Origin of the sequence: Agromyces protaetiae (genome assembly GCF_030866785.1) — a bacterium.
Classification (GTDB): domain Bacteria; phylum Actinomycetota; class Actinomycetes; order Actinomycetales; family Microbacteriaceae; genus Agromyces; species Agromyces silvae.
Genome location: NZ_CP133018.1, coordinates 2,383,457 through 2,405,774, shown reverse-complemented (window position 1 = coordinate 2,405,774; position 22,318 = coordinate 2,383,457). Strand labels below are relative to the sequence as shown.

18 protein-coding genes are annotated in these 22,318 nt (G+C 70.8%); 14 read left to right on the top strand and 4 right to left on the bottom strand.

The genetic code is table 11. The annotated features are described in order from the left end of the window. The first annotated feature begins 13 nt into the window (after nt 1-13). The 3 genes from QU602_RS11085 to QU602_RS11075 are packed head-to-tail and all read left to right on the top strand — an operon-like array spanning nt 14 to nt 4,143. A complete protein-coding gene (locus QU602_RS11085; RefSeq protein WP_308796513.1) occupies nt 14-3,424 on the top strand; it encodes a pyruvate carboxylase in 3,411 nt (1,136 codons plus the stop codon). 13 nt (nt 3,425-3,437) lie between these two features. After that, nucleotides 3,438-3,929, top strand: a complete 492-nt coding sequence (gene def, locus QU602_RS11080) for a peptide deformylase (protein WP_308796512.1) — start codon at nt 3,438-3,440, stop codon at nt 3,927-3,929. 10 nt (nt 3,930-3,939) lie between these two features. After that, nucleotides 3,940-4,143 (top strand): hypothetical protein, encoded by a 204-nt coding sequence (locus QU602_RS11075; RefSeq protein ID WP_308796511.1) that lies wholly within the window; start codon nt 3,940-3,942, stop codon nt 4,141-4,143. Between the two features lie 22 nt (nt 4,144-4,165). Here QU602_RS11075 and QU602_RS11070 read toward each other — a convergent pair whose 3' ends face one another. Then, nucleotides 4,166-5,995, bottom strand: coding sequence for an AMP-dependent synthetase/ligase (locus tag QU602_RS11070; protein ID WP_308796510.1), 1,830 nt, complete (start codon nt 5,993-5,995; stop codon nt 4,166-4,168). 173 nt (nt 5,996-6,168) lie between these two features. On the opposite strand from QU602_RS11070, the gene QU602_RS11065 reads away from it, so the two are divergent. From QU602_RS11065 to QU602_RS11055, 3 genes are all read left to right on the top strand, one after another. Continuing rightward, the gene (locus tag QU602_RS11065) at nt 6,169-7,119 is read left to right on the top strand and encodes an ROK family glucokinase (RefSeq protein ID WP_308796509.1); all 951 of its coding nucleotides are present in this window, start codon (nt 6,169-6,171) and stop codon (nt 7,117-7,119) included. A 49-nt stretch (nt 7,120-7,168) separates the two neighbouring features. Then, nucleotides 7,169-7,858: a lysophospholipid acyltransferase family protein gene (locus tag QU602_RS11060; RefSeq protein ID WP_308796508.1), complete on the top strand. Its 690-nt coding sequence runs from the start codon at nt 7,169-7,171 to the stop codon at nt 7,856-7,858. A gap of 148 nt (nt 7,859-8,006) precedes the next feature. Then, a complete protein-coding gene (locus QU602_RS11055) occupies nt 8,007-9,335 on the top strand; it encodes a class II 3-deoxy-7-phosphoheptulonate synthase (protein ID WP_308800152.1) in 1,329 nt (442 codons plus the stop codon). Between the two features lie 576 nt (nt 9,336-9,911). On the opposite strand, the gene pknB is transcribed toward QU602_RS11055, so the two are convergent. Together pknB and QU602_RS11045 are read right to left on the bottom strand one after the other, a co-directional pair. Further along, nucleotides 9,912-11,849, bottom strand: a complete 1,938-nt coding sequence (gene pknB / locus QU602_RS11050; RefSeq protein ID WP_308796507.1) for a Stk1 family PASTA domain-containing Ser/Thr kinase — start codon at nt 11,847-11,849, stop codon at nt 9,912-9,914. Between the two features lie 100 nt (nt 11,850-11,949). Beyond that, nucleotides 11,950-13,038, bottom strand: coding sequence for a LysM peptidoglycan-binding domain-containing protein (locus QU602_RS11045; RefSeq protein ID WP_308796506.1), 1,089 nt, complete (start codon nt 13,036-13,038; stop codon nt 11,950-11,952). 145 nt (nt 13,039-13,183) lie between these two features. Between QU602_RS11045 and QU602_RS11040 the strand changes: the two genes are divergently transcribed. Then, complete coding sequence (locus QU602_RS11040; RefSeq protein ID WP_308796504.1) at nt 13,184-13,522, top strand: Rv2175c family DNA-binding protein; 339 nt, start codon at nt 13,184-13,186, stop codon at nt 13,520-13,522. 25 nt (nt 13,523-13,547) lie between these two features. Here QU602_RS11040 and QU602_RS11035 read toward each other — a convergent pair whose 3' ends face one another. Continuing rightward, complete coding sequence (locus QU602_RS11035) at nt 13,548-14,645, bottom strand: polyprenyl synthetase family protein (protein ID WP_308796503.1); 1,098 nt, start codon at nt 14,643-14,645, stop codon at nt 13,548-13,550. Between the two features lie 75 nt (nt 14,646-14,720). Between QU602_RS11035 and QU602_RS11030 the strand changes: the two genes are divergently transcribed. From QU602_RS11030 to QU602_RS11000, 7 genes are all read left to right on the top strand, one after another. Further along, on the top strand, nt 14,721-15,098 hold the full coding sequence (locus QU602_RS11030) for a DUF3040 domain-containing protein (protein ID WP_308796502.1): 378 nt from the start codon (nt 14,721-14,723) through the stop codon (nt 15,096-15,098). A 292-nt stretch (nt 15,099-15,390) separates the two neighbouring features. Beyond that, nucleotides 15,391-15,822 (top strand): division/cell wall cluster transcriptional repressor MraZ, encoded by a 432-nt coding sequence (gene mraZ, locus QU602_RS11025; protein ID WP_308796501.1) that lies wholly within the window; start codon nt 15,391-15,393, stop codon nt 15,820-15,822. Nucleotides 15,823-15,922: 100 nt separating this feature from the next. Further along, nucleotides 15,923-16,876 (top strand): 16S rRNA (cytosine(1402)-N(4))-methyltransferase RsmH, encoded by a 954-nt coding sequence (rsmH, locus tag QU602_RS11020; RefSeq protein WP_308796500.1) that lies wholly within the window; start codon nt 15,923-15,925, stop codon nt 16,874-16,876. Further along, complete coding sequence (locus QU602_RS11015; protein WP_308796499.1) at nt 16,873-17,466, top strand: hypothetical protein; 594 nt, start codon at nt 16,873-16,875, stop codon at nt 17,464-17,466. Before rsmH ends, QU602_RS11015 begins: the two co-directional genes overlap by 4 nt. Nucleotides 17,467-17,530: 64 nt before the next feature. Then, a complete protein-coding gene (locus QU602_RS11010; protein ID WP_308796498.1) occupies nt 17,531-19,321 on the top strand; it encodes a peptidoglycan D,D-transpeptidase FtsI family protein in 1,791 nt (596 codons plus the stop codon). A gap of 13 nt (nt 19,322-19,334) precedes the next feature. Beyond that, nucleotides 19,335-20,888 (top strand): Mur ligase family protein, encoded by a 1,554-nt coding sequence (locus QU602_RS11005; RefSeq protein ID WP_308796497.1) that lies wholly within the window; start codon nt 19,335-19,337, stop codon nt 20,886-20,888. Then, nucleotides 20,885-22,297 (top strand): UDP-N-acetylmuramoyl-tripeptide--D-alanyl-D-alanine ligase, encoded by a 1,413-nt coding sequence (locus QU602_RS11000; RefSeq protein ID WP_308796496.1) that lies wholly within the window; start codon nt 20,885-20,887, stop codon nt 22,295-22,297. Before QU602_RS11005 ends, QU602_RS11000 begins: the two co-directional genes overlap by 4 nt. Nucleotides 22,298-22,318 lie beyond the last annotated feature (21 nt).

Below are 22,318 nucleotides of genomic sequence, written 5' to 3'. Positions count from 1 at the left end.
TCGGAAAGGCCTCATGTTCACGAAGATCCTGGTTGCCAATCGCGGCGAAATCGCCATTCGGGCGTTCCGTGCGGCCGTCGAACTCGGTGCGAAGACCGTTGCGGTCTATCCCTTCGAAGACCGCAACTCACTGCATCGACTCAAGGCGGACGAGGCCTACCAGATCGGTGAGCCGGGCCACCCGGTGCGCGCCTATCTCGACGTGAACGAGATCATCAGGGTCGCCAGGGAGTCGGGCGCCGACGCCATCTACCCGGGCTACGGCTTCCTCTCCGAGAACCCCGAGCTCGCGCAGGCGGCAGCCGACGCCGGCATCACCTTCATCGGGCCGCCCACGCGGGTGCTCGAGATGGCGGGCAACAAGGTGACGGCGAAGTCGCAGGCGATCGCCGCCGGCGTCCCGGTGCTGAAGTCGACGGAGCCGTCGCGCGACATCGAGCAGCTGCTGGCGCAGGCCGACGAGATCGGGTTCCCGATCTTCGCGAAGGCCGTGGCCGGCGGCGGCGGCCGGGGCATGCGCCGGGTCGCGACCAAGGCCGACCTGCGGCCCGCGCTCGAAGAGGCCATGCGCGAAGCCGACAGCGCGTTCGGCGACCCCACGATGTTCCTCGAGCAGGCCGTCCTGCGGCCGCGCCACATCGAGGTGCAGGTGCTGGCCGACGCCACGGGGGAGACCGTGCACCTCTTCGAACGCGACTGCTCCGTGCAGCGGCGTCATCAGAAGGTCGTGGAGATCGCGCCCGCGCCGAACCTCGACGAGGACATCCGCAAGGCCCTCCACCGTGATGCGATCGCGTTCGCGAAGTCCATCGGGTACGTGAACGCGGGCACCGTCGAGTTCCTCGTCGACACCGCGGGCGACCGTGCAGGTCAGCACGTGTTCATCGAGATGAACCCGCGCATCCAGGTCGAGCACACCGTGACCGAGGAGGTCACCGACGTCGACCTCGTGGTCTCGCAGATGCGCATCGCGGCCGGTGAGACGCTCGCCGAGCTCGGACTGCGGCAGGAGCAGATCCAGCTGCGCGGTGCGGCCCTGCAGTGCCGCATCACGACGGAGGACCCGACCGCGAACTTCCGCCCCGACACCGGCAAGATCACGACCTACCGGTCTCCGGGCGGCGCCGGCATCCGCCTCGACGGCGGCACGGTCAACCCGGGTGCGCAGATCAGCCCGCACTTCGACTCCATGCTCGCCAAGCTCATCACCCGTGGCCGGGACTACCCGCAGGCCGTGACCCGGGCGAGGCGCGCACTCGCGGAGTTCCGCATCCGTGGCGTCTCGACGAACATCCCGTTCCTGCAGGCCGTGCTCGACGACCCGGCGTTCATCGCGGGCGACCTCAGCACGTCGTTCATCGACGAGCGTCCGCAGCTGATGCGCGGCCGCGTCTCGAAGGACCGCGGCACCAAGATCCTGAACTGGCTGGCGGATGTCACGGTGAACCAGCCGAACGGCGCGGCGCCGATCAACGTCGCACCGGTCGACAAGCTGCCGAAGCTCGACCTGACGACGCCCGCGCCCGACGGGTCGCGCCAGCGGCTCCTCGAGCTCGGGCCGGCCGGGTTCGCGGCCGCGCTCCGCGCGCAGACCCCGCTCGCGGTCACCGAGACGACCTTCCGGGACGCCCACCAGTCGCTGCTCGCGACCCGCGTGCGCACGAAGGACCTGGTCGCGGTCGCGCCGTACGTCTCCCGGTTGACGCCCCAACTGTTGTCCGTCGAGGCGTGGGGCGGGGCGACGTATGACGTCGCGCTGCGCTTCCTCGGCGAAGACCCCTGGGACCGGCTCGCCGCGCTCCGCGAGGCGCTGCCCAACCTGAACATCCAGATGCTGCTCCGCGGCCGGAACACGGTCGGCTACACGCCGTACCCGACCGAGGTGACCGACGCGTTCGTGCGTGAGGCCGCCGCGACGGGCGTCGACATCTTCCGGATCTTCGACGCACTCAACGACGTCTCGCAGATGCGACCGGCGATCGACGCGGTCCTCGCGACCGGCACCGCCGTCGCCGAGGTCGCGCTCTGCTACACGGGCGATCTGCTCGACCCCGCCGAGGACCTCTACACGCTCGACTACTACCTGGGCCTCGCCGACGAGATCGTCGACGCGGGCGCGCACATCCTTGCGATCAAGGACATGGCCGGGCTGCTGCGTCCCGCTGCGGCCGAGAAGCTCGTCGCCGCGCTGCGCGAGCGGTTCGACCTTCCCGTGCACCTGCACACGCACGACACCGCCGGCGGCCAGCTCGCGACGCTGCTCGCGGCCAGCCGTGCGGGCGTCGACGCGGTCGACGTCGCGAGCGCGCCGATGGCGGGCACCACGAGCCAGCCCTCGGCGTCGTCGCTCGTCGCCGCGCTCGCGCACACCGAGCGTGACACGGGCATCTCGCTCGACGCCGTGTCCGATCTCGAGCCGTACTGGGAGGCGGTCCGCCGGCTGTACAAGCCGTTCGAGTCGGGGCTGCCGGGCCCCACCGGCCGGGTGTACCACCACGAGATCCCGGGCGGGCAGCTGTCGAACCTGCGGCAGCAGGCGATCGCGCTCGGCCTCGCCGACGACTTCGAGCTCATCGAGGACATGTACGCCGCGGCGAACAACATCCTGGGCCGGGTGCCGAAGGTCACGCCGTCGTCCAAGGTCGTCGGCGATCTCGCGCTGCACCTCGCGGCGGTCAAGGCCGACCCGGCCGACTTCGAGGCCAACCCCGAGAAGTACGACGTGCCCGACTCGGTGATCGGCTTCATGGCGGGCGAGCTCGGCGACCTGCCGGGCGGTTGGCCTGAGCCGTTCCGCTCCAAGGTGCTCGCCGGCCGCGAGGTCCGCGTCGGCGTGACCGAGCTCACGGACGAGCAGCGCGCCGGGCTCGAGGGTGACAGCGCGACGCGGCGCTCGACGCTCAACACGCTGCTCTTCCCGGCGCCGACGCGCCAGTTCGAGCAGATCCGCGAGCTGTTCGGGGACCTGTCGGTCGTGGACACGGCCGACTACCTCTACGGTCTGCAGGTCGGCACCGAGCACGTCGTCGAGATCGAGCGCGGCGTGCGGCTGTACGCGGGGCTCGAGGCGATCGGCGAGGCCGACGACAAGGGCATGCGCACCGTCATGACCATCCTCAACGGCCAGCTGCGCCCGGTCTTCGTGCGCGATCGCTCGATCGTGGTCGAGACGCGTGCGGCCGAGAAGGCCGACGCCTCGCAGCCCGGCCAGATCGCCGCACCCTTCTCCGGCGTGGTGACGCTGCAGGTCGAGGCCGGCGCCGAGGTCGAGGCCGGCCAGGCGGTCGCGTCGATCGAGGCCATGAAGATGGAGGCGGCGATCACGGCTCCCATCTCCGGCGTGATCGAACGCGTCGCGATCCCGAAGACCCAGCAGGTCGAGGCCGGGGATCTCCTCGTCGTCGTCCGCCCGCGCGGCAACTGATCGGAGCGTCCACGTGCCGGAACGCCCGATCCGACTCTTCGGCGACCCCGTCCTGAAGACGGTCTCGACACCCGTCGGCGAGGTCGACGACCGTGTGCGCGCACTGGTGACCGACCTGCTCGACAGCGTGCGGGTGCCCGGGCGCGCCGGCGTGGCCGCGCCCCAGATCGGTGTGAACCTGCGCGTCTTCAGCTACAACGTCGACGGTGCGGTCGGGTACGTGATCAACCCGGAGATCGTCGAGCTCGGCGGCGAGCCCGAGAAGATCGACGAAGGTTGCCTCTCGGTGCCGGAGAACTGGCACAAGACCCCGAGGCATCCGTTCGCCCGCGTCCGCGGCATCGACCTCGACGGCCGCCCCGTCGAGGTCTCGGGCACCGGCGTGCTCGCGCAGGCGCTGCAGCACGAGGTCGACCATCTCGACGGTCTGCTGTACCTCGACCGGCTGGAGAAGGACGAACGCCGCGTCGCGATGCGTCAGGTCCGCGAGTCCGACTGGTTCTGACGCACCCGATGTGATCGCCGCACTCGGTGTGTTCACCGCGCACAGTGTGCTGGCCGCGCCCGGTGTGACCGCCGCACCCGGTGTGACCGCGGTGCCCGGTGTGACCGCCGCACCCGATGTGACCGCCGCACCCGGTGCGATCGCCGATGAAAAGTGGGTTGGAAGCCGGGAACTCCCGACTTCCAACCCACTTTTCGACTTCCCACGCGTGTGACGCGGCGACCGCGCCGCGCCCGTCAGATGATCGAGGTGCTCTCGGTGGCGGGCGCGCCCACGTACATCTCTTCGATCTGCACCGCGAAGTCGTCGAGGATGATGTTGCGCTTGATGCTGAGCTTGGGCGTGAGGTGCCCGCTCGCCTCGGTGAGCTCGATCGGCAGGATCGTGAACTTGCGGATCGACTCGGCACGCGACACGGTCTCGTTCGCCGCGTCGATCGCGCGCTGCACCTCCGCGAGCACGACCGGGTGCTTCGCTGCCTCGTCGACGCTCATGGCGGCGTCCTCGCCGCTGTTGTTGAGCCACACCGGCAGCATCTCGGGGTCGAGCGTGACGAGGGCCGCGATGAAGGGCTTCTGATCGCCGACCACGACGACCTGACCGACGAGCGGGTTCGCCCGGATCGGATCCTCCAACGCGGCCGGCGCGACGTTCTTGCCGCCGGCCGTCACGATGATCTCCTTCTTCCGGCCGGTGATCGTCAGGAACCCGTCGGCGTCGAAGCTGCCGAGGTCGCCCGTCTTGAACCACTCGCCGTCGAACGACTCGGCGGTCGCCTCGGGGTTCTTCCAATACTCCTTGAACACGTTGATGCCCTTGACCTGGATCTCGCCGTCGTCGGTGGTGCGCACCGCGACGCCCGGCAGAGCCGGGCCGACCGTGCCGATCTTGGACTTGGTGGCGAGGTTCACGGTCGCGGGCGCCGTGGTCTCGGTGAGGCCGTAGCCCTCGAGGATGGTGATGCCGAGCGCGTGGTAGAAGTGCCCGAGGCGCGGGCCGAGCGGGGCGGAGCCCGACACCGCGTACTTCACATGGCCGCCCATCGCGTGCCGGAGCTTCTTGTAGACGAGCGCGTCGAAGAGCCGGAACTTCAGCTTCAGGCCGAGCGGCACACTGCCGCGCTCGAGCGCCTGCGAGTACGCGACCGCGGTGTCGGCCGCGGACCGGAAGATCTTGCCCTTGCCGCCGGTCTCGGCCTTCTGCTCGGAGACGTTGTAGACCTTCTCGAACACGCGCGGCACCGCGAGCAGGAACGTCGGCTTGAACGTGCCGAGGCTCGGCAACAGCTGCTTGGTGTCGGGCTGGTGGCCGACGCGCACGCCAGCGTGCACGCACAGCACCGAGATGAATCGCGCGAACACGTGCGCGGTCGTGATGAACAGCAGCGTCGAGGCGCCGTCGGGGTCGAGGACGACCTCTTCGAGCGCGACGGCCGAATTGCGCGAGAGCTCGACGAAGTTCGCGTGCGTGAGCACGCAGCCCTTGGGCTTGCCGGTCGAACCCGAGGTGTAGATGAGCGTGGCGATGTCGGAGCCGACCGCGAGCGAGCGACGTCGCTCGATCTCGTCGTCGGGGACGTCGGCGCCGCCGGCGCGGAGCTTGTCGAGGTCGCCGAGGTCGATCTGCCATACGCTGCGGATGGCCGGGAGCTCGGGGTGCACCTCGTCGAAGCGCGCGAAATGGTCGGGCGTCTCGACGATGAACGCGATCGCACCCGAGTCGCTGAGGTTCCAGCGCACCTGCGACGGGGAGCTGGTCTCGTAGACGGGAACCAGGACCGCACCGGCGAACCACGTGGCGAAGTCGATGAGGGTCCACTCGTAGCGGGTCTTGCACATCAGCCCGATCTTGTCACCGGGCTGGATGCCGGCCGCCACCAATCCCTTCGCGAGTGCGATCACCTCGTCGTAGAACTCGCGCGTCGTCACGGGCGACCACCCGCCGTCAGCGGTCGGCAGCGAGAACAGCACACGGTCGGGGGTCTCCGCCAGCCGCTGCACGAGCAGGTCCGTCGCATTCGCGTCGGGGTCGGCGGCGACGACAGCCGGGGTTTCGAATTCGGTCACGGTAGCTCCTTCGGTACCGGGAGGCCGCCCGGGGTCGGGCCGTGCGGACCTCGGCATGGGGTTGACTACACTCTACTCGGTGCATTCCGCGGGCCCCTCGGCGTGCGGTCGAGCGCGGTCTCGTGGCACCCACCTCCTCGACACCCAGACGGAAACACCGGAAGGCGGCCCTCGTGACGTATGCGATCGGCATCGACATCGGCGGGACGAAGATCGCGGGTGCGGTCGTCGACGAGCTCGGCCAGATCGTCCGGGCCGACCGCGTGCCGACGCCCGCCGACACCGGGCGTCTCGAAGACGCGGTCGTCGCGATGATCGAGGCGCTCCGCGCACACGACGAGATCACCGCGGTCGGTGTCGCGGCGGCCGGGTTCATCGACGCCGCGCAGTCGACCGTGTACTACGCGCCGAACATCGACTGGCGCAACGAGCCCTTCCGCGAGAAGCTCGAGCGGCGCGTCGGCGGTTCGGTGGTGGTCGAGAACGACGCCAACGCGGCCGGCTGGGCCGAGTTCCGGTTCGGCGCCGGTCGCCTCGTGAGCGACATGGTCATGCTCACCATCGGCACGGGGGTCGGCGGCGCGATCGTCGCGGGCGACCGGCTCTTCCGCGGGGGCTTCGGCGCCGGCGCCGAGCTCGGGCACCTGAGGGTGGTGCCCGGCGGCATCGCCTGCGGGTGCGGCCAGCACGGATGCATCGAGCAGTACGGTTCCGGTCGCGCCCTGTTGCGCATGGCGAACGAGATCGCCGACGCCGGCGGCATCGGGCAGGAACTGGCGCGCGTGCGCGCCGCGCAGGGCGGGCTCGACGGTCAGCTCGTCGGTGCGCTCATCGAGCAGGGCGACCCCGGCGCCGTCTCGGCGCTGCGACAGCTCGGGCATTGGCTCGGCGAGGCATCCGCCAGTCTGTCGGCGGTGCTCGACCCGCAGCGCTTCGTGTTCGGCGGCGGGGTCGCGGTCGCCGGGGAGCTGCTGCTCGAGCCGATCCGCGAGTCCTACCTGCAGCACCTTCCGGCGCGCGGCTACCATCCCGAGCCCGACTTCGTCATCGCCGAGCTCGTCAACGACGCCGGTGTCGTGGGTGCCGCCGACCTCGCCCGCGTGTGGGTGGCCGAGCACGCGTGAGCGGATCGCTGAGGAGTAGGCTGGCTCAGTCCAGCTGGAAGGAGGCCGGGTGTTCTACTGGATCATGAAGAACGTCGTGGTCGGCCCGATCCTCCTCGCGATCTTCCGCCCCTGGGTTGTGGGCTTGCAGCACGTGCCCAAGGACGGGCCGGTGATCCTGGCCTCCAACCACCTGTCGTTCATCGATTCGGTGTTCCTGCCGATCGTCGTGGACCGGCCGGTGGTCTTCCTCGCGAAGAGCGAGTACTTCACCGGCAAGGGCCTGAAGGGCTGGGCGACGCGCCTGTTCTTCCAGGCGACGGGTCAGCTGCCGATCGACCGCTCCGGTGGCAAGGCCTCCGAGGCGTCGCTCAACACGGGCCTCCGTGTGCTCTCCGAGGGGCGGATCCTCGGCATCTATCCCGAGGGCACACGCAGCCCCGACGGGCGACTGTACCGCGGCCGCACGGGCGTGGCGCGCATGGTGCTCGAGTCCGGTGCACCCGTGATCCCGGTCGCCATGATCGGCACCGAGCACGTGATGCCGATCGGCACCCGGCTGCCCAAGATCCGTCGCATCGGGATCATCCTCGGTGAGCCGCTCGACTTCAGCCGCTTCGAGGGGCTCGAGGGCGACCGGTTCGTGCTGCGGAGCGTCACCGATGAGCTCGTGCACGAACTGCGCCAGCTCAGCGACCAGGAATACGTCGACCTGTATGCGAGTTCGGTCAAGGAGCAGCGCGCGGCACCGTCGCGTTAGGTGCCGCCGATCGCGGTAGGCTCGCTTCGGCGGCCGCTCGCGCTCTGCGGCGTCGCCTGCCCCCATCCCGCGCCGGACCGGCGCCCGATCCGCAAGGACCATTCCAGTGACCCAGCTCGTCGAGCCCTTCGTGAACGCAGATCCCTCGGTGATCGCGGGGCTCGACTATTGGCGGACCCTGCCGATCAAGCAGCAGCCGTCCTGGCCGGACCCCGAGGCGGCGCACGCGGCATCGGCCGAGCTTGCGACCCTGCCGCCGCTGGTCTTCGCCGGCGAGGTCGACATGCTGCGCGACCGGCTCGCCGCCGCGTCACGCGGTGAGGCGTTCCTGCTGCAGGGCGGCGACTGCGCCGAGACCTTCGCGGGTGCGACGGCCGATCAGATCCGCAACCGGGTGAAGACCGTGCTGCAGATGGCCGTCGTGCTGACCTACGGCGCCTCGATGCCCGTCGTGAAGATGGGCCGCATGGCCGGCCAGTTCGCGAAGCCGCGTTCGAGCGACACCGAGACCCGCGGCGAGGTGACGCTGCCGGCCTACCGCGGCGACATCGTGAACGGGTACGACTTCACGCCCGAGTCACGCGCGGCCGACCCGCGCCGACTCGTGCAGGGCTACCACACCGCGGCCTCCACACTGAACCTCATCCGCGCCTTCACCCAGGGCGGTTTCGCCGACCTGCGGCAGGTGCACCAGTGGAACCAGGGCTTCGCCGCGAACCCGGCGAACGCCAGGTACGAGAAGCTGGCGCGCGAGATCGACAAGGCCGTGAAGTTCATGGACGCGTGCGGGGCCGACTTCGACGAGCTCAAGCGCACCGAGTTCTACACGGGGCACGAGGGCCTGCTCATGGACTACGAGCGGCCCATGACCCGCATCGACTCGCGCACGGGCACGCCGTACAACACGTCGGCGCACTTCCTGTGGATCGGCGAGCGGACGCGTGAGCTCGACGGCGCCCACGTGGACTTCCTGTCGCGCGTGCGCAACCCGATCGGCGTGAAGCTCGGCCCGACGACGACGCCCGAGGTCATGCTCGAGCTCGTCGAGAAGCTCGACCCGAACCGCGAGCCCGGGCGGCTGACGTTCATCACGCGCATGGGCGCCGGCAAGATCCGCGACGCGCTGCCGCCCCTGCTCGAGGCGATCAAGGCCAGCGACGCCAACCCGCTGTGGGTGACCGATCCCATGCACGGCAACGGCATCACCACGCCGACGGGCTACAAGACCCGCCGGTTCGATGACGTGGTCGACGAGGTCAAGGGGTTCTTCGAGGCGCACCGCGCCGCAGGCACGCACCCCGGCGGCATCCACGTCGAGCTCACGGGCGACGACGTCACCGAGTGCCTCGGCGGGTCGGAGCACATCGACGAGGCGACCCTGGCGACGCGCTACGAGTCGCTGTGCGACCCGCGGCTCAATCACATGCAGTCGCTCGAGCTCGCGTTCCTGGTGGCCGAGGAGCTCTCGGCCAGCTGAGCCGGCGCGCGCGACGCACGGACGAGGGCGCGAGGCATCCGATCACGGATGTCTCGCGCCCTCGTCGTGCTGGGCGCGCACCCAGCTCAGGACGACGTGGGCGGCACGCGGTTCGCGCGTGCCGCGGGCGCGGCGTGTCGCGTGGATCTTCCTGAGCAAGCGGGTGGTGCGGGCGCGGGCGTGTGCGGGCCGGGTGTGCGGGCCGGGAGGATGCCTCCAGCGCGCACCCAGCTCAGGAAGATGCGAGAGGCACGCGGTTCGCGCGTGCCGCGGGCGCGGCGTGTCGCATGGATCTTCCTGAGCAAGCGCGTTTCGCGCGCGACGGTCGGGAACGCGTTGCGCTCGCGACGGTCGGCGGATGCCTCGGGCGCGCGCCACGCAGGAGGGCGAGGGATCCGACGTCGATGACGGATGCCTCGCGCTGTTCTCGTCGGACGCGAGGCGAGCGAAGAACGAGCGCGCGTGTCGACGGCCGGTGAGCCGGTCGCACGGGCGGCCCACCGGGTGTCGATACGCTCCGCGGCGCTTGCTCACCGAGCGAGGAATCGTTCGAGAATGAGCGTGCCGGAGGGTCACTCAGAGGGTGAGCGTGCCGACCAGTTTGACCTCGCTGCCGCGCAGCGCGCGTGCGTCGGCGCCGGGGTCTTGCGAGGTCACGTTCACGAACGGCAGGAACGCGGCCGGGAAGTTGTGCGCGACCGTGAACCCGGCCGCCTCGAGCGCCGCGATCGCGTCGGGCAGTCGCGTGTTGACGACGTTCGGCACCGCGACGAGATCCTGGCCCTTCGACACGATGACGTCGATGGTGTCGCCCGGTCGTACGGGATCCGTCGTCGGCTCCGCGCTCAGCACCGCATCGGCGGGGACGCCGCCCGAGTTGTCGAACTCGGCGCCGGCCTCGTTCATGGCGAGGTTCACGGCCTCGAGCGCGGCCTGCGCCTCCGCGCGCGGCAGGCCGACCACGTCGGGGACCGCGCCCACCGAGACGATGAGCGTGAGTGCGGCGCGCTCGGGATACTCGGCGCCGACGGGAGCGCCGTCGCGGTCGAGCACGCCGATCACCGTGCCGGCGGCGAGGTCGTCGGAGAACTGCGGCTGAGACGCGTCGGCGACCGCGAACTCCGCGAGCTGCTCGCGGGCCTCGGCCTCGGGAAGTCCGACGACCTCGGGCATCGGCAGGATGCGCGGGCCGAGCGAGACGAACATGCGCACGGTGGAGCCGCGCTGCGCCTGCACCCCGCCGGCCGGGTCGGTGCCCGACACCTGGCCTTCGGGTACGTCGGGGTCGTGTCGCTCGTCGGGCGCGACCTGGAATCCGGCGTCCTCGAGCAGGACCGTCGCCTCGGCGACCGTCTTCGCGCGTGTGTCGGGGACGTCGGCGAGGGCGCCCGGGCCGGCAGCGAAGAACCACCCAGTACCGGCGGCGAGGCCGGTGAGCAGCAGCACGAGCGCGAACAGCCAGTAGCCGCGGCGGCGGCGCCGGGCGGCCCCGGCCGTCAGCGCGCCGGCGTCGTCGTCGGCGGGCGGCTCGTCGCCGCCGCCCGGCGGGACGAGGTCGGACGGGAAGGCCACGGTCGAGGAGGGGGCGAGCACACGCGTCTCGGCGGTTGCCGTCGCCGTACCGCCCGCGAGCACCATGGTGGCGGTGCCGGGCGGCGCCGCGTGCGGCGCGCGGACGAGCGGTTCGACCTCGCGCAACCGGTCGAGCAGCTCGCGGGCGTCGGCCGGCCGCTCCTCGGGATCGCGCGAGGTCGCCCACAGCACGAGCTCGTCGAGCTCGGCCGGGACGCCTTCCTGCTTCGAACTCGGCGTGGGCACGGTGTCGTTGGCGTGCTGGTAGGCGATCTGCATCGGCGCCTCGCCGACGTACGGCTGCTCACCCGTGAGCATCTCGTACATCATGATGCCGATGGCGTAGAGGTCGCTCCGCGCGTCGGCGACGCCGCGGGTGACGAGCTCGGGGGAGAGGTAGGCGATCGTGCCGAGCAGGGCCTGACCGGTCGCGGTGTTCGCCGATGCCGCCCGGGCGAGGCCGAAGTCACCGAGCTTGATGCGGCCGTCGTCGGCGAGCAGGACGTTCTCGGGCTTGAGGTCGCGGTGCACGATGCCGGCCTTGTGCGCGGCGGCGAGGCCCGAGAGCACGGCGTCCATGATGTCGACGGTCTGCTCGGGGGTGAGCCGGGTGTAGTCCTTCAGCAGGTCGCGCAGCGTGATGCCGGGCAGGTACTCCATGACGAGGTACGCCGACTCTGCATCCTGTCCCTGGTCGAACACGTTGACGACGTTCGGGTGCGCGAGTCGGGCGGCGCTCCGCGCCTCCTGCACGAACCGCGTCTTGAAGGTGTTGTCGTCGGCCAGGTGGCCATGCATGATCTTGATCGCGACGCGGCGTTCGAGCCGCAGATCGGTCGCGAGGTAGACCGTGGCCATGCCGCCCCGGGCGATGCGCGAGCGCACCTGATACCGGCCATCGATGAGGCGGCCGATCATGGGGTCGGGCGGAGCGGTGGTCACCGTACCAGTGTACGAACCGGACATGCCCGAAGCCGGATAGACACCGGGTGCGGCTCGAATCGAAACTCGACCGTGATACCTCGGGCGGTCGAGCCGCGCGTCAGCCGAGTTCGACGAGCCAGGCGCGCGCCTGCTGCTCCCACTTCGCATAGAGATCGGGGTGCGCGCTCCGTTGCACGGCCTGCGCCGCCTGGGTGACCGTCATCGATTGCCAGCCGTCGATGTCGAGCAGCCCCTGTGTGCGACCGGGATTCGGATTCGTCGGCCCGCCGTAGAACGCGAGCGCGGCGCGCGTGGGATCGCGCACCTCCTCGGGGGTGCCCCACCCCTGGCTCGGCCGCTGCTGGAAGAGGCCGAGCGAGTCACGGTCGCCGTAGTCGACGTTTCTGAGACCGGACTCCTGGGCGGCCGCCGCGAGGGCCACCACGAGGCCCTGCTCGGGGACGCCGAGCGAACGGCCGACGTCGACGATGACGCGCGCGTGCTGCCTCATCTCGTCCGTGAGCGGTGCGGAGACGGCGACGACCGATTCGACCGGCGCGGGTGCGGGCGCGGCCGCGGGGGCGGCGGGTGCGGGTGCGGGTGCCGCATCCGCGGGCGGCAGCACGATCGACTGTCCGGGAAAGATGAGGCTCGTGCGGCTCAGACCGTTCGCGCTGAGCAGCGCGTCGAGTCCGAGGCCGTGCTGCGCGGCGATGCCGCTCATCGTGTCGCCCTCGACGACGACGTGCCGGGGGATCTCCGCCTGGGCGGGCGGTGCCGGCGCAGGCTGCGGCGCGGCCGAGGCGGCCCGCAGCACCAGCCGCTGGCCAGGGAAGATCAGCGACGACCAGCCCAGGCCGTTGAGCGCCAGCACGTCGGGGGTGGCGAGACCGAAGCGCTCGGCGATGCCGGAGACGGTGTCGCCCTCGGCGACCGTGTACTCACTCGGTGCGACGTTCGTCTGCGTCGCCGCGGCGGTGACGACCGCGTTCGGTGCGCCCGGCACGACGCCCTTGGGATTCGGCTGGCGTTTCGGGACCGGTGATGCAGCGGCGTTCGCCGGCTGGACGATGCCGAGGGTCACGGCGAGGGTGCTCGCGATGGCCACCGGCACGGCGAGCACCCGGCGGAGGCGCCCGCCGTCGTTCGCCGCACGCGCCCGCTCGCGTCCGTCGCTCGGCCCGGTCTTGCCGGTCCTGTCACCCATCGTGTTCCCCTCGTCGACGACCCCTGTTCGGGTCACGTTTCCATGCGGGGTATCCCGAGTCAACGACCTCGCCGCGCGTCACGCGACGCCGCGGGCAGATCGGTCGTCTTCCGAAGCCGGCCCCCGTCGTGGCAGCATTGACGACGTGACCGACGCCGCTGAGACCGACTGGCTGACCGTTCCCGACCTCGTCGAACGACTTGGGCAGAGCCCGAGCCGCATCCGCCGGCTGATCGACGAGCGCTACCTGCTCGCCGCCCGCATCGACGGCGTGCTCAAGGTGCCCGCCGTCTTCCTCCGGGAGGACGGCCCGCTGCCCGAACTGCACGGCACCGCCGTGGTGCTCGCGGACGCGGGGTTCAGCGATGAGGAGGCGCTGCGATGGCTCATCGGCGACGAGGACAGTCTCGGCACGACGCCCATCGCGGCGCTGCACGCCGGCCGGAAGACCGAGGTGCGACGGGTCGCACAGGCACTCGCCTGATCGGCGAGCCGGCGTCGGCGCCCGTTCAGCTCGCGCGTCGTGCGACGTCGCTCGCGAGCGCCCCGAGCTCGGCCTTCGCGGCGCCGTCGATCGGCGCGTCGGCGAGCACGTCGGTGGCCTTCGCGAGCCACGCGCCGATGAGCTCCTCGATCTCGTCGACCGCGCCGCAGCCTTCGATGGTGCGCTGCAGCATGCTGATCTGGTCGGCATCGAGCCCGGGGTCGCCCAGCAGCTCGTCGAGCAGGTTCCTCGGCCCCGCCGCGAGGCGCTCGCGTGCGATCGCGACAAGCATCGTGCGCTTGCCCTCACGCAGGTCGTCTCCGGCGGGCTTGCCGGTCACCTCGGGGTCGCCGTAGACGCCGAGCAGGTCGTCGCGCAGCTGATAGGCGATGCCGAGCGGCAGTCCGAAGTCGCGGAGCGACTGCAGCTGGTGCGAGGTCGCGCCCGCGAGCGCGGCCCCGATCGCGAGCGGAGCCTCCACCGAGTACTTCGCGGCTTTGAAGACGATGACCCGCTCGGCGCGGGCCCGCTGCTCGTGGTCGCCGCGGGTGCGCCACGCGCGCTCCTCGAGGATGTCGAGGTACTGGCCTGCCGTCACCTCGGTGCGCATGCGGATGAACTCCGCACGTGCCGCCCGGGCACGGCCGCGGTCGGGTTGGGCCTCGAGCCCCTCGTCGAGCAGTTCGTCGCTCCACCCGAGCAGGAGGTCGCCGAGCAGGATCGCCGCAGCACGACCGTACTCGGACGCGTCGCCGGCCCAGCCGGATTCGACGTGCAGTCGTTCGAAGAGCCGGTGCGCCGAGGGTGCGCCGCGCCGGGTGTCCGAGTTGTCGATGAGGTCGTCGTGCAGGAGCGCTGCGGCATGGAACAGCTCGAGCGCGGCCGCCGCCGAGACGATCGGGTACAGGTCGGCGGGCTCGGGCGTCCCGCGACCGGCCACCGCCTCGAAGCCCCAGTAGCAGAATCTGGCCCGGAATCGCTTGCCACCGCTGAGAAATCGCTTCGAGAATGCGTCCAGCGGCACCAGGTCGGGGCTGATGGAGCGGAGAATCGAAGAGCGGTCGGCGAGGAAGTCCTCGATGCGATGTTGTACGAGGTCGACGAGCCGGGAACCGTGAGCCACTCGCCTAGCCTACTGATGGGCCGCGGGGCTAGAATGATGGGACGACGCGTCGAGCCCGGACCTGAGGGGAATGAGATGCCGCTATCAGAGCAGGAGCAACGTCTTCTCGACGAGATGGAGCGCAATCTCTATCGAAATGACGCCGACTTCGTCGCGGCCGTCAGCGGGCGAGGAAGACCGAACTATCGTTCCATCGTGCTCGGTGTGCTGCTGGCCCTCGCCGGCATCGGCGGGCTCATCGCCGGCGTCGCCCTGCAACTGCTCGTCGTCGGCATCATCGGCTTCGCCGTCATGTTCGCGGGCGTTCTGCTCGCGATCACCCCGTCGAAGCGCGGCGCCGGTGCTCCGCCCGCGGGTCACGCGCCCCGACCGGCACCGACCGGGCGCTCGAACGCCGGGTTCATGGACCGGTTGAACGAGCGCTGGGACCGTCGTCAAGACGGTGAGCGCTGACCCCTCCACTTCGCACCACCTGAACGGGCCGATCGGATGATCGGCCCGTTTTTCGTGCGCCCGGCGCCGGTGACTGGCGCCCGCGCGACCCTCGACTGAGGTTCGCGGGGGCCGCTCGACCCCCACAGTGTGGATTTTCCCTCCACCGTCCTCCACCGCCGTTCTCCCGCGCATTTTCGCGCTTTGTCACCGGTGGATTCCCACAAATACGAGCGCTCTTCTTGATGTAGTGGATGAAAGTGGAGTAAAGTGGTGCTACCTGGAACCTGGCGGGAGGGAAGGGGGTGACGCGGTGTTTCTCGGGACCTATGAGCCGAAGCTCGATGAGAAGGGCCGGATCATCCTCCCTGCCAAATTCCGCGACGAGCTCTCCAGCGGCCTCGTGCTCACCCGTGGCCAGGAACGCTGCATCTACGTGTTCAGCGCTCGCGAGTTCGAGACGATGAACGAGAAGATCCGGCAGGCCCCGGTGACGAGCAAGCAGGCGCGCGACTACATGCGCGTCTTCCTCTCGGGCGCCTCCGCGGAGACGCCCGACAAGCAGCACCGGCTGACCATCCCCACCACCCTCCGCACCTACGCCGGCCTGGACCGCGACCTGGCGGTCATCGGCGCCGGAAGCCGGGTCGAGATCTGGGACGCGGCGGCGTGGCAGACCTATCTCGCCGAGCAGGAAGCGGCCTTCGCAGAGACGGCGGAGGAGGTGATCCCCGGGCTGTTCTAGCCCGGGTTGCGACTCCCAGCCGTACGCGCCTGGCGCACTTCCCCGCGTCAGGACGAACGGATGGGGATCGGAGCCCGGGACCTGACGTCCCGAAGGAATCATGGACATCGAACGCATCCACACCCCGGTCATGCTCGAGCGCACCGTCGAGCTCCTCGCCCCCGCCATCGGGGAGGAGGGGGCCGTGCTGGTCGACGCAACCCTCGGCATGGGCGGGCACAGCCGTGCCCTGCTCGAGCGCTTCCCGAAGCTCACCGTGATCGGCCTCGACCGCGACACCGACGCGCTCGCGATCGCCGCGGAGCGGCTGAAGCCGTTCGGATCCAGAGCGCGACTCGTGCACACCGTGTACGACGGCATCGGCGAGGCGGTCCGCGGTGAGGGATTCGACGAGGTGCAGGGCGTGCTGTTCGACCTCGGCGTCTCGTCGCTGCAGCTCGACCGGGCCGAGCGGGGCTTCGCCTACTCGAAGGACGCCCCGCTCGACATGCGCATGGACGCGACCAGCGGCCGCACCGCAGCCGAGGTCATCGCCGAGTCGGATGAGGCCGAGCTCCGGCGCATCTTCTTCGACTACGGCGAGGAGAAGCTCGCGCCCCGCTATGCCAGGGCGATCGTGCGCGCTCGCGCCGAACGGCCGATCACGCGCTCGGCCGAGCTGGTCGAGATCCTCGACGACGCGACGCCCGCCGCCGTCAAGCGCGCCGGGCACCCCGCGAAGCGGGTGTTCCAGGCGCTCCGGATCGAGGTCAACGAAGAGCTGTCGGTGCTCGAACGCGCGGTGCCCGCCGCGCTCGACGTGCTGGCCGTGGGCGGGCGCACCGTCGTGCTCGCCTACCAGTCGCTCGAGGACCGGATCGTGAAGCGCGCGCTCCAGTCCGCCACCAGTTCCACCGCGCCCGCGGGGCTGCCGATGGAGCTTCCCGAGCACCGCCCGCAGTTCCGGCTCCTCGTCCGAGGTGCGGAGCTTGCGAGCGAGACCGAGCAGGCGGAGAACCCGCGTGCGAAACCGGTGCGTCTGCGCGCCGCCGAACGTGTGAGGAGGCGGTCATGAGTGCCGTGCCGGCCATGTCCCTTCCCGAGTTCCGGCCCGATCGCGCGCCGCGCGAGCAGCCCCGGCTCCGGCCCGTGCCCGACCAGCGCAGACGGCCCAGACTCGCGTACGCCGTCACCGCGCTCGCGGGCATCGTCGCGATCGTCGTCGCGCAGCTGCTGCTCTCGGTCGCGATGACCGAGGGTGCCTACGAGATCGACGGGTACCGCGTGGCGCAAGCCAAGCTCGACCGCGAGACCCAGGTGCTCCGCGAGCAGATCGATGCGCTCGAGTCGCCGCAGTTCCTCGCGGCGAACGCCGAGGCGCTCGGCATGGTGCCGAACGCGGCGCCCGTGTACCTGCGACTCTCCGACGGCGCCGTGCTCGGCCAGCCGACGGCCGCGGCCGGCGGCGCCGTCGGTGCCGCGGGCTCGGTGGCGAATTCGCTGATCGCCGACGCGCCGCTCGTCACGGAGCAGTCGGCGGGGGAGACTGGCGGTGACGCAGCCGCACCAGGGGACGTCGTCGCCGCACCGGTCGCGACGGCACCGGTCGACACGGCGCCCGTCGCTCCGCCGAGCGACGGATTGCCCACGCCGGCCACCCACTGAACCGCCCGGTGCCCATGAAGAACGAGTGAGGGACGACAGGATGCGACGGACGAGCAAGCACCCCATGCGGCGCATCATCGCTCTCGGGGTGGTGCTCGTGGCGGTGGCCGGCGTCTTCGTGACCCGGCTCGTCGACATCCAGGTGGTCCGTGCCGAAGAGTACAACGAGGCCGCGCAGGACGTGCGCTCGACGACGCAGACCGTCTATGGCCCGCGGGGTGACATCGTCGACGCGAACGGCGTCGTGCTCGCGGACACGGTCATGCGCTACGACATCACCATCTCTCCCAAGCAGGCTCGGTCGGGCGGTGGATTCGAGCGGGAGACCCCCGATCCGGCGGACGCGTCCAAGACCGTCGACGTCGAGGTGACGACCGAGCAGGCGGCGACCGAGCTCTCCGCGGCGCTGGGCCTCCCGCCCGACCAGGTCCTCGGCATCATCGACGAGTACCTCGCGGCCGACCCCGACTCGGACTTCGCCTACGTCGCGAAGGTCGTCGACACCGAGACGCTCGAACGGGTGCGTGAACTCGGCATCCCCTGGGTCTACCCGCTGGACAACCCGAGCCGCCGGTACCCGAACGGGGCGGTGGCCGGAAACCTGATCGGGTTCGTGGACCCGGACGCCAATCCCGTCGCGGGACTCGAGCTCGCGCAGGACGCATGTCTCGCCGGGGAGGACGGCAGCACGAGGCATCTGCGATCGCTCCGCGACTGGGTCACGATCCCGGGGAGCGAGCACGTCGTCAAGGAGGCCCGCGCGGGCGGCTCGCTGCAGCTCACGATCGACTCGGACCTGCAGTACTCCGTGCAGCGCACCGCCGCGGCGCAGGTCGAGGCGACCGGTGCCGACTGGGCCACGGTGACCGTGATGGAGGCGAAGACGGGGCGGCTGCTCGCCGTCGTCGACGTGCCCACGGTCGATCCCAACACCCCGGCGGCCATCGCATCCGAGAATCGCGGCTCGCGCGCGTTCACCGCGCCGTTCGAGCCCGGGTCGACGTTCAAGGCCCTCACCGCGGCATCCGTCATCGATGCGGGCCAGGGCGACCCGACCAGCCAGGTGGTCGCCCCGTACCGCATCACGCCGGGCAACGCCGACATCAACGACTCGTACATGCACGGCGACGAGCGGCTCACCCTCACGGGCGTCATGATCGATTCGTCGAACACGGGCATGTCCCTGTTCGGGGAACGCGTGTCCGACGAGCAGCGCTATCAGGACATGCTCGATTTCGGTCTCGGTGTCCAGACCGAGGTGGGATTCCCGGCCGAGGCGTCCGGCGATCTGCACGGCGGACCCGAGGTGTGGGCCGAGGACGACCAGACCAAGTACGCCACGATGTTCGGGCAGGGACTCACCACGACGGCCATCCAGATCGCGAGCGCCTACCAGGCCATCGCGAACGACGGCGTGCGGATGCCGGTCACGCTGGTCGACGGATGCGTCCAGGAGGACGGAACCGTGACCGAGAAGCCGTCGACCGAGGGCAACGCGGTCGTCTCGCCGCAGGCCGCGCAGCAGACGTCGCAGATGCTCGAGCGCGTGTACGCCGAGGGGTGGCTCGCGAAGGAGTGGGAGATCCCCGGATACCGGGTCGCGGCGAAGACCGGCACCGCCCAGGTCCCCGATGGGCAGGGCGGCTACCAGAGCGGATATCTCGTGTCAGTGTCCGGTTTCGCGCCCGCGGATGACCCGGAGTTCGTCGTTTCGGTGAGCATCATGAATCCCGTTAAGATGAATTCGTCCGCTGCATCCGCGCCCGTGTTCCGAGACGTGATGAGCCAGGTGCTGAAGAAATATCGGACCGTTCCATCCGGCGCCCCGGCGCCCGAGCTGCCAGCTACCTGGTGAGAAAGTTGGGTTCGTGACCGGATCGTCTTCGGCTGCCCTTCGGCCGCAGCATCCGAGTCCGCGATCGCTCCGCGGCCTCGCCGACGCGTTCGCGCTCGAGGTCCGTGGCGACCTCGACGGCCTCGAGGTGACGGGCGTGAGCCTCGCCTCGGGGGCGGTGCAGCCGGGCGACCTCTACGTGGGCGTCCCCGGGCGCCACGCGCACGGCGCGGACTTCGCCGCAGCGGCCGTGGAGCGCGGCGCCGTCGCCGTGCTCACGGATGCGGTCGGCGCCGCGCGCGCAGCTGACGCCGCGCCCGGTCTGCCGGTGCTGGTGGTCGACGACGCTCGCGCGGCACTCGGCGGTGTCGCGAGCTGGGTGTACCGGACCGACGAGAACCGGGCGACGCTGATCGCGGTCACGGGCACGAATGGCAAGACGAGCGTCGTCTACCTGCTCTTCGGCATCCTGCAGCAGCTCGGTGAGGTCGCCGGGCTCACCTCGACGGCCGAGCGGCGCATCGCCGACGAGGCGGTCACGAGTGCGCTCACCACGCCAGAGGCCAGCGAGCTGCACGCGTTGCTCGCGCGCGGGCGCGAACTGGGCGCGCGCGCGGTCGGCGTCGAGGTGTCGGCTCAGGCGCTGTCGCGCCACCGCGTCGACGGACTCGTGTTCGACGTGGCGGGCTTCACGAACCTCACGCACGATCACCTCGACGACTACGCGTCGATGGAGGCCTACTTCGAGGCCAAGCTCGACCTGTTCCAGCCCGACCGGGCCCGGCGCGGCGTGGTGACCGTCGACTCCGAGTGGGGACGCCGGCTGGCCGCCGAGGCGGCGATCCCGGTGACGACGATCTCGACCGTGCCCGACGTCGACGCCGACTGGCGCGTGGACTTCGGCGCCGAGACGGCGACGCACACCGATTTCACCCTCGCGGCGCGCGACGGGCGCCTCGTCGCGACGCGGGTCCCGTTGCTCGGGCGGTACATGGCCGCGAACGCGGCCCTCGCCATCGTTTTGCTCGTCGAGGCGGGCGTGGAGTTCGAGCGGATCTCCGAGGCGCTCCGTCGTGACGGCGGCATCCGTGCGTACATCCCCGGGCGTGCCGAGCGCGTGTCGGGCGACCACGGTCCGGTGGTCTACGTCGACTACGGTCACAGCCCCGATGCGTTCCTGCAGACGCTCGCCGCCATCCGGCGGTTCGCCGTGGGGCGGATCATCATGCTGTTCGGCGCCGACGGCGACCGCGACACGACCAAACGCGCCGAGATGGGCGCGATCGCCGCGCGCGGGGCCGACGTGGTCGTGGTGACCGACTTCCACCCGCGCACCGAGGACCCCGCGGCGATCCGAGCCGCGTTGATCGCGGGCGCGCGCGAGGCCGTGCCCGACCGCGAGATCCACGAGGTCGCCGACCCCCGCGCCGCGTTCCGCGCCGCACTCGCGCTCGCCTCGGAGGGTGACGTCATCCTGTACGCGGGGCCCGGCCACGAGGACTACCACGAGGTGAACGGAGTCAAGATCCCCTACTCGGCGCGAGACGATGCCCGGTTGGCCCTCCGCGAGGCGGGGTGGCCCGCATGATCGCGCTCACTCTGGCCGAGATCGCTGCGGCGGTCGGCGGCGAGCTCCGCATCGGCGGGGCGGATGCCACGCCCGAGACGGTCGTCGACGGCGCCGTCACGACCGACTCACGCGAGATCGAACCCGGTGGGGTGTTCTTCGCCAAGCGCGGCGAGTTCGACGACGGTCACCGGTTCGCGCCGTCCGCGGCGGAACGGGGTGCGGCACTGCTCGTCGTCGAGCGGGCGCTCGAGCTGCCCGTCGCGCAGATCGTCGTCCCGGACTCGGTCGACGCGCTCGGCGCCCTCGCGACCGAGGTGGTCGCCCGCGTGCGCGCCCTCGGCCGGCTTCGCGTGATCGGGGTCACGGGATCGAACGGCAAGACCACGACGAAGAACCTGCTGCGCACGATCCTCGAGCACGCCGGCCCGACCGTCGCCTCGCGCAAGTCCTTCAACAACGAGGTCGGCGGCCCGATCACGATGCTCGAGCTGACCGAGGACACCGAGTTCCTCGTCGCCGAGATGGGAGCGTCCGCGGTCGGCGAGATCGCTCGCCTGGTCCGCATGGCCCGGCCCGACATCGGGATCGTGCTGAAGGTCGGACTCGCGCACGCCGGCGAGTTCGGCGGCATCGAGCAGACCGTTCGCGCGAAGTCCGAGATGGTCACCGACCTCCTTCCCGGTGGGGTCGCGATCCTGAACGCGGACGACCCCCGTGTGGTGCCGATGGCCGGGCTCACTCCCGCCCGGGTGGTCTGGTTCGGCCTCGGTGACGCCGCCGATGTGCGGGCGATCGATCTCGTCGCGCACGCGCGCGGCACGGACTTCACGATCGTCGTGCCGAGCGGGGAGACCGCGCGCGTGCGGTTCGGCGTGCTCGGCGAGCACCACGTCATGAACGCCCTCGCCGCCACCGCGGCCGCCATCGAACTCGGGGTGCCCGTGGCATCCGTCGCCGAAGCGCTCGAACAGGTGACCCTCGCCGAACGCTGGCGCATGCAGCTCATGGGCGGCCGCGACGACATCAGCATCATCAACGACGCGTACAATGCGAGCCCCGACTCGATGGCCGCGGCGCTGAAGACCCTCGCCCAGGTGCAGCGCCCGGGCGCCCGCACCGTGGCGGTGCTCGGCGAGATGAGCGAGCTCGGCGAGTTCTCCGGTGAGGAGCACGACCGCATCGGGCTGCTGGCGGTGCGGCTCGGCATCTCGCAGCTCATCGTGGTGGGGCAGGGCGCCAGGCGACTGCACATCTCGGCGATCAACGAGGGCTCGTGGGCCGGCGAGTCGGCGTTCGTGGAGAGCGCCGACGAGGCGTACGATCTCGTCCTGGCCTCCCTCCAGCCCGGAGACACCGTGCTCGTCAAATCGTCGAACTCGGCGGGGCTCCGCCACCTCGGCGACCGACTGGGAGAATGGTTCGCATGAGCGGCGCAGCAGCACTGATGA

Coding starts and splice junctions, on each gene's coding strand:
- QU602_RS11085 (WP_308796513.1), top strand. CDS start 14: ATGTTCACGAAGATCCTGGTTGCCAATCGCGGCGAAATCGCCATTCGG.
- QU602_RS11045 (WP_308796506.1), bottom strand. CDS start 13,038: ATGGGTGACAGGACCGGCAAGACCGGGCCGAGCGACGGACGCGAGCGG.
- QU602_RS11030 (WP_308796502.1), top strand. CDS start 14,721: ATGCCGCTATCAGAGCAGGAGCAACGTCTTCTCGACGAGATGGAGCGC.
- rsmH (WP_308796500.1), top strand. CDS start 15,923: ATGGACATCGAACGCATCCACACCCCGGTCATGCTCGAGCGCACCGTC.
- QU602_RS11015 (WP_308796499.1), top strand. CDS start 16,873: ATGAGTGCCGTGCCGGCCATGTCCCTTCCCGAGTTCCGGCCCGATCGC.
- QU602_RS11010 (WP_308796498.1), top strand. CDS start 17,531: ATGCGGCGCATCATCGCTCTCGGGGTGGTGCTCGTGGCGGTGGCCGGC.
- QU602_RS11000 (WP_308796496.1), top strand. CDS start 20,885: ATGATCGCGCTCACTCTGGCCGAGATCGCTGCGGCGGTCGGCGGCGAG.